The organism is Pseudomonas sp. S1(2024) (assembly GCF_046557535.1).
The window spans coordinates 21,195-27,979 of the sequence record NZ_JBKGFP010000136.1 but is presented as its reverse complement, the minus strand read 5'-3'; the positions used below and the strand labels follow the sequence as shown (position 1 = coordinate 27,979).

General features: G+C 63.8%; 6 protein-coding genes. 3 read left to right on the top strand and 3 right to left on the bottom strand.

Features of this window, described 5'->3' with window-relative positions:
- Positions 1-224: 224 nt before the first annotated feature.
- A complete protein-coding gene (locus ACLCGK_RS32090; protein ID WP_410951390.1) occupies positions 225-1,175 on the top strand; it encodes an IS110 family transposase in 951 nt (316 codons plus the stop codon).
- Positions 1,176-1,485: 310 nt separating this feature from the next.
- On the opposite strand, the gene ACLCGK_RS32085 is transcribed toward ACLCGK_RS32090, so the two are convergent.
- Complete coding sequence (locus ACLCGK_RS32085; protein ID WP_410953639.1) at positions 1,486-2,136, bottom strand: ankyrin repeat domain-containing protein; 651 nt, start codon at positions 2,134-2,136, stop codon at positions 1,486-1,488.
- Positions 2,137-2,253: 117 nt separating this feature from the next.
- Here ACLCGK_RS32085 and ggt point away from each other — a divergent pair, with 117 nt between their 5' ends.
- Entirely contained in the window at positions 2,254-4,044 is a 1,791-nt protein-coding gene (ggt, locus tag ACLCGK_RS32080; RefSeq protein WP_410953638.1) for a gamma-glutamyltransferase, read from the top strand.
- Between the two features lie 70 nt (positions 4,045-4,114).
- Positions 4,115-4,996 carry a LysR substrate-binding domain-containing protein gene (locus ACLCGK_RS32075; protein WP_015270644.1) on the top strand — a complete coding sequence of 294 codons (882 nt, stop codon included), beginning with the start codon at positions 4,115-4,117 and terminating at the stop codon, positions 4,994-4,996.
- A gap of 188 nt (positions 4,997-5,184) precedes the next feature.
- On the opposite strand, the gene ACLCGK_RS32070 is transcribed toward ACLCGK_RS32075, so the two are convergent.
- Both ACLCGK_RS32070 and ACLCGK_RS32065 read right to left on the bottom strand, forming a co-directional pair.
- Complete coding sequence (locus ACLCGK_RS32070) at positions 5,185-5,784, bottom strand: START domain-containing protein (RefSeq protein WP_085591431.1); 600 nt, start codon at positions 5,782-5,784, stop codon at positions 5,185-5,187.
- Positions 5,785-5,944: 160 nt separating this feature from the next.
- Positions 5,945-6,781 carry a bifunctional allantoicase/(S)-ureidoglycine aminohydrolase gene (locus tag ACLCGK_RS32065; protein WP_013972924.1) on the bottom strand — a complete coding sequence of 279 codons (837 nt, stop codon included), beginning with the start codon at positions 6,779-6,781 and terminating at the stop codon, positions 5,945-5,947.
- Positions 6,782-6,785 lie beyond the last annotated feature (4 nt).

Genomic DNA, 6,785 nt, shown 5'->3' with positions numbered 1-6,785 from the left:
GGCAAGCCAGCTTGTGTCTTCAAGGTCTCTTAAACTCGAAAGGGTGAGAGCAGTGGATGGCAGACTGAAAGCCAGATGTGCTCTAAAGCACGAGTGGGAGCCTAGTCGCCATCCACCTCTCACTCTGACCTAAGCCCGAACAGTTGAATGAGTGGCGAACTCGTAGTCACAAGCTAGGGCTAAGTCAGAGTGCTCTCACTTCTTGAGTGTAAGAGGGCTTGGCGATGATTTCCTACTTCGTTGGTCTCGACGTTTCGAAAGCGACTCTGGATGTGGGCTTTCTTCCTGAAAGTATTCCCCAGTTCCAGGTCAGGAATGACCCAGAGGGCTTTGCGCAACTGATCGCATGCCTGAACGAGCTTGAGGTCGAACGGGTCTTGCTGGAAGCCACTGGTGGCTATGAACGAGCCGTATTCAAAGCCTTGCGACTGGAGGGTTTGAACGTCATCAGGGTCAACCCCAAGCGCTGTCGGGACTATGCGAGTGCCATGGGCAAAATTGCCAAGACTGACAAGATCGACGCCCAGATGCTGGCGCGGTTTGCCAGGGATTTCGAGGACTTGCCGCAGATAGAGCCTAATCAAGATCGGGATGAACTGGGAGAGCTCATCAAACTCCGTGGCAATCTTGTCCAGCATCGGGATGATGACAAGCGTCGGATGAAACAAACCACTTCAGTTACGGCCATTACCGTTTATACCGAGCATGTCGCTTACCTGAATGATCAGATTAAGGCTTTGGACAAGGCGATTGAGCGCGCCTCGAACGTGCTGGATCGCACGACAGCCATGCGGCTAAGGTCTGTGAAAGGGATTGGCGTCATCAGTTGTGGCACCTTCATGGCCTACCTACCTGAGCTGGGACGCGTGACGGGGCGCGAAATTGCAGCCTTGGCTGGGTTAGCGCCGTACAACAAAGACAGCGGCAAGAAGAGTGGCCCGAGGAAGATCGAAGGCGGGCGTTACAGAGTCCGCAAGGCGGCCTACATGTCGATCTGGTCAATGATCCAGCATGTCCCAGAAGTTAGAACCCGCTATGAAGACCTGATAGCCCGAGGCAAGTGCGCAAAAGTTGCCGCAGTGGCGTGCATGCGCGTGTTGCTGGTGCGCCTGAACGCAATGCTGCGTGACGGAACGGAGTGGAAAGAGCTCAAGCCTCAGGTACCCGCAACCTGATCACGAACGAGGATCGATTTTCTACAAATGCGGGCTTCGCCAACGACACCGCTACGCGGTATCGAGCGAAGCCCTGCCCGAATGGCACGCTTGAAAATAAATTTCTAAAGACAGTTGCTCCCACCTCGACCGCATCGGCCTCGAGCCAGGCGCTATCCCTGTGGGAGCTGGCTTGCCGGCGATGAGGCCAGGACAGGCAACACAGGACAGTTGCATCTACAGGGACCGCGCATGGCTTGGAGTCGATGCGGTCCTGGTGGGAGCTGGCTTGCCGGCGATCACGGGCGAAGCCCGTGCCATGCAACCTTGCCTAGCGGGCCAGTAACGCCTCCATCTCCCGATACCCCCGCTGCCGCGCATGCTCCAGCGCGGTCACCCCATCTTTGTCGGCAATCTGCCGATCCGCCCCGGCCGCCAGTAGCCGGCGCACGATCTCCACATGCCGCGGCCCGCCGTCACCGAGGATCACCGCCTCCAGCAGCGCAGTCCAGTGCAGGCGGTTGAGATGGTTCACGTCCACCCCGGCATCGATCAGCAACTGCACGGTCTCGACATGCCCGCGTTCGGCGGCGGGTATCAGCGCAGTGCCTCCATACCGGTTGGTGCTCTTGAGGTCGGCACCGTGGCTCAAGGTCAGCCTCAGGATGTCGTTCAGGCCACGAGCCCCGGCATACAGGTACGGGCTGTCGTCGATGTTGTCCTTGGCATTCACATTGGCACCGGCCTCGATCAGCGCTTTCGCGGCCGCAATGTGGTTGCCGTGGGTGGCCACCAGCAGGGCAGTGCGCCCTTGCTCGTCACGGCTCTCCAGCTGCGCACCTTGTGCCAGCAGTTGTTGCAGGGTGCGCACATCATCGTGACGGGCAGCGTTGTGCAGGCGGTTGTCCATGGCAGTGCTCTCGGCGTGGGCGGCAAGGCTGGTGCACAGGGCGAACAGCATCGCAGCAAGTAGTGAACGCATGGGGCAGGCTCCTCGATGACCTGCCCGCATCCTAGAAAAAACACGCCAGGGCTTGAAGTTAAGTTTGCGCATGACAGACAGTGCCGTGCTGAATAGGTAATGGCAGGAAGCACAACGATGACATTCTCCACCCCCCTGATGGGCGCCTTGTGCCTGGTAGTTGCCAGTGGCTGGGCCTGTGCCGACCAGGTGCTGCCCGCGCCACCGGAACTGGCCTCCGGCTACCGCACTGGCCTGCAGCCGGTGCATGCCAGCCGGCACATGGCCGCAGCTGCCAACCCGCTGGCCAGCGAAGCGGGGCGGGCGATGCTGCGTGCCGGTGGCAGCGCCATCGACGCGGCCATCGCCATGCAGATGGTGCTGACCCTGGTCGAACCGCAATCCAGCGGCATTGGCGGCGGGGCGTTCATCCTCTACTGGGACGGCCAGCGCGTGCAGGCCTTCGATGGCCGCGAGGCAGCCCCGGCGGCGGTCACGGAAAACTTGTTCTTGCAAGCCGATGGTTCACCGATGCCGTTCAGGACGGCGCAGATCGGCGGGCGTTCGGTGGGCGTACCAGGGGTTCTGCGTGCCCTGAAGCTGGCCCATGAGCAGCACGGCAAGCTGCCCTGGCGCGACCTGTTCGCCCCGGCCATTGCGCTGGCGCGCAACGGTTTCGCGGTTTCCGAACGCCTTCACACCCTGGTGGCGGGCGACCCGTTCATTGCCCGCTCACCCGCCATGGCCCGCTACTTCCTGGATGAACAGGGCAAGCCACTGGCGGTGGGGACTACCTTGCGCAACCCCGAGCTTGCGCAAACCTTCGAGCAGATTGCCGAGCAGGGCCCCGAGGTGTTCTACAGCGGCGAGATCGCCGAAGCCATCGTCGCGCAGGTGCGCAGCCATGCCAATGCCGGCTACCTGTCGCTGCAGGATATGCAGCAGTACCGAGCCAAGGTGCGCGAGCCACTGTGTGGCCCCTACAAGGCCTGGCGCATCTGTGGCATGCCACCGCCATCGTCGGGCGGGGTGACGGTGCTGCAGACCCTGGGCATCTTGGAGGCACTGCAGCGGGCTTCGCCACAGCGCGACCTTGCCGCCATGCGGCCGCTGCGCACTTCGACCGTTGCCGGGCTGGAAGCCCCGCCGCTGGCCGTGCACCTGGTTGCCGAGGCAGAGCGCCTGGCTTATGCCGACCGCGCCCAGTACCTGGCCGACAGCGATTACGTGCCGGTGCCGCTCAAGGCCCTGACCGACTCCACATACCTGGCCAGCCGCGCCGCGCAGGTCGGCGAGTACAGCATGAAGCGCGCCCGCCCGGGCCAGCCGCAGGGGGCCGACCTGGCCCTGGCGCCTGACCGTTCGCCGCTGCGCATTTCCACCTCGCACCTCAGCGCGGTGGATGACCGCGGCCAGGCCCTGGCCATGACTACTTCGGTGGAAGCAGCGTTCGGCTCGCACCTGATGGTCAAGGGCTTCTTGCTCAACAACCACCTGACCGACTTCTCGTTCATCCCCCGGGAACAAGGCAAGCCCGTGGCCAACCGGGTGCAACCGGGCAAGCGGCCGCTGTCGGCCATGGCGCCGACCCTGGTGTTCTCGCAAGCTTCCGGCGAGCTGGTGGCCAGCCTGGGCTCGCCCGGCGGCTCGCAGATCATCGGCTACGTGAACAAGGCGCTGATCGGCCTGCTGGATTGGCAGCTCGACCCGCAGCAGGCCGCCGGCCTGCCCAACTTCGGCAGCCGCAATGCCGGCACCGAAGTAGAGGCGGGTTTGGCCAGCCCGGCACTGATCCGGCAGTTGGCAGCCTGGGGGCATGAGGTGACGCCGATGATCATGACCAGTGGCATGCAGATCATCCAGCGCAGTGGGGAGGGGTGGTCGGGTGGTGCCGACCCTCGGCGCGAAGGCGTGGCAGTCGGCGACTAGCGGTGTGCGTTGCGGTGCAGCAGGTGGCGTGATAGAAGTCAGTCTTGCCATTCAAAAGTTGAATACCAAGATGTCCATCAGCGTGAAATCGAATAGGGCCCTGTTCGACCTCGACCTGCTGCGTGCCATTGTCGTGGTGGCCGATTGCGGCAGCTTCACCACGGCTGCTGCGCGCCTGCACTCCACCCAATCGACCATCAGCCAGAAGGTGCGCCGCCTGGAGGATATGGTTGGCCACCGTCTGCTGGTGCGTGGCAATCGCGACGTGCTGCCGACCGACGCCGGGCAGACCCTGCTCGGCTATGCCCGGCACATGCTGGCCCTCAACGACCAGATGCTCGAAGCCTTGGCCGGGGCGATGGTTGGCATGACTGTGCGCCTTGGCGTGCCCGAGGACTTCGTGGGCGGGCGTACCACCAATGCGCTGTCGGCGTTCAGCCGGCTGCACCCGCAGGTGAAGCTGGAAGTGACCAGCGGCCTGTGCCGCGACCTCAGCCAGGCCTACGACAACGGTGAGCTCGACCTGGTGTTGCTCAAGCAGCGGCGCAATAGCCGCGAAGGCGTGGCCTGCTGGCCCGAGCGCCTGCAGTGGATCGACAGCGCGCGCACGCCCGCCTTCGAACTGGACCCGATCCCGCTGGTGACTTTCCCGCCCCGCGGCCTGTACCGCGACGACATGATTACCGCCATCGAAGGCATGGGCCGGCGTTGGCGCATCAGCTTCACCAGTTCCAGCCTCAGCGGCATCCAGGCAGCGGTCGCCGATGGTATGGGCATCAGCCTGCTGCCGCCACGGGCGGCGACCGGCGAGCATCGGGTGCTCGGTGCGGAGCAGGGGCTACCTGAGGTCGACAGCTATGAAATCGTCATCGTCCACCGGCCGACGGCGGATGTGATGGTCAAGGCGCTGGCCGAGGTGATGACGCAATTGCTTGCGGGTGGCGGGATCTGACAGGGTTGGGGCCGCTTTGCGGCCCATCGCCGGCAAGCCAGCTCCCACAGTGTTTGCGTATGGCTTGAGGCCAATGCGGTCGAGGTGGGAGCCAGCTCCCACAGTGTTTGCGTATGGCTTGAGGCCAATGCGGTCGAGGTGGGAGCTGGCTTGCCGGCGATGAGGCCGGTGCAGGTTTTCAATACCCTCTAGGGCTGGCGCTCGGCCACCGCTCGCAGGGTCCGCAACGTCACCACTGGCGCATCCACCACAAACCGGTTGGCCAGCCACCCCGGCACATCCCCGGCAGGGTCGGCCTGCAGTTGGTAGGTCACCTCGGTCCTGCGCTCACCCAGCGGTTTCATCCGCCACTCGCCGTTGAGCTGCTGCACACGGATCAGCCCATCTACCTTGGGGATCCTGTCTGGCTCGGCGCTCAGGTGGCGCAGCAGCGTGCCGTCGTCCAGGCGTTCGGTGGTGACCTTCAGCACGATGTCCCGCGGCATCGTCGGCCACGGCAGGTTGGTGGTCAGGTACACCCAGGTGTTTTCGCCTTGCACATCCAGCAAGCGCATCTCGGCGCAGGCGTACAGCCACTTGCAGGCCACCCGCAAGTTCTCCTGCAGGTCGGTAAGCGTGCGAACGCTGGCTTTCATGGTGCTGACACCACGGAATTGCTGGTAGGGCGAGTCGGGGGCGGCGCTCAGGTAAACGCGGATGCCTTCGCGGTCGTAGGCCAGGTTCCAGTCGTCGGCGGCTGGGGCGGGGGGGCAGAGCAGCAGGGCAGCGAGCAGCAGGCAGCGGTTCATGGCTGGTACCGCGCGGGGGCAGGATTTTCAGTATGCGGCTACTGGGGCTGCCTTGCAGCCCTTTCGCGACACAAGGCCGCTCCCACAGGGTTCGGGGTACACCGTACTTTTGTGGGAGCGGCCTTGTGTCGCGAAAGGGGCGCAGAGCGCCCCCAATGCATCAACGCTTAGGGTTGAGCGTCAGGTGCACGTGACGGTTCACGTCCTTGTACAGCAGGTAGCTGAACTTGCCTGGGCCGCCGGCGTAGCAGGCTTGCGGGCAGAAGGCGCGCAGCCACATGAAGTCGCCGGCTTCCACTTCGACCCAGTCCTGGTTCAGGCGGTACACCGCCTTGCCTTCCAGCACGTACAGGCCGTGTTCCATTACGTGGGTCTCGGCGAACGGGATCACGCCGCCCGGCTGGAAGGTGACGATGTTCACGTGCATGTCGTGGCGCATGTCGGCCATGTCGACGAAGCGGGTGGTGACCCAGCGGCCTTCGGTGCCCGGCATCTCGATGACGGTGGCGTTGTCACGGTGGGTGACGAACGACTCGGGAACGTCCAGGCCTTCGACCTTCTGGTAGTGCTTGCGCAGCCAGTGGAAGGTGACGTTGGACTTGCTGTTGTTGCGCAGGCTCCACTCGGCGCCCGGGGCCAGGAAGGCGTAGCCGCCCGGTACCAGGGTGTGGTGCTTGCCTTCGACGGTGATGTCCAGTTCGCCTTCGACGATGAACACCACGGCTTCGGCGTTCGGGTCCAGCTCAGGGCGCTCGCTGCCGCCTTCCGGGGCCACTTCGACGATGTACTGGGAGAAGGTTTCGGCAAAACCGGTCAGCGGGCGGGCGATGACCCACATGCGCATCTTGTCCCAGAACGGCAGGTGGCTGGTGACGATGTCACGCATCACGCCCTTGGGAATGACGGCATAGGCTTCGGTGAACATGGCACGGTCAGTCAGCAGCTCGGTCTGAGCCGGGTGCCCACCGTGGGGGGCGAAGTACGAATGGTTCGACATGGAC

Excerpts from the sequence above, each read along its gene's own strand:
- ACLCGK_RS32090 (WP_410951390.1), top strand. The coding sequence starts at position 225 with ATGATTTCCTACTTCGTTGGTCTCGACGTTTCGAAAGCGACTCTGGAT.
- ACLCGK_RS32085 (WP_410953639.1), bottom strand. The coding sequence starts at position 2,136 with ATGCGTTCACTACTTGCTGCGATGCTGTTCGCCCTGTGCACCAGCCTT.
- ggt (WP_410953638.1), top strand. The coding sequence starts at position 2,254 with ATGACATTCTCCACCCCCCTGATGGGCGCCTTGTGCCTGGTAGTTGCC.
- ACLCGK_RS32075 (WP_015270644.1), top strand. The coding sequence starts at position 4,115 with ATGTCCATCAGCGTGAAATCGAATAGGGCCCTGTTCGACCTCGACCTG.
- ACLCGK_RS32070 (WP_085591431.1), bottom strand. The coding sequence starts at position 5,784 with ATGAACCGCTGCCTGCTGCTCGCTGCCCTGCTGCTCTGCCCCCCCGCC.
- ACLCGK_RS32065 (WP_013972924.1), bottom strand. The coding sequence starts at position 6,781 with ATGTCGAACCATTCGTACTTCGCCCCCCACGGTGGGCACCCGGCTCAG.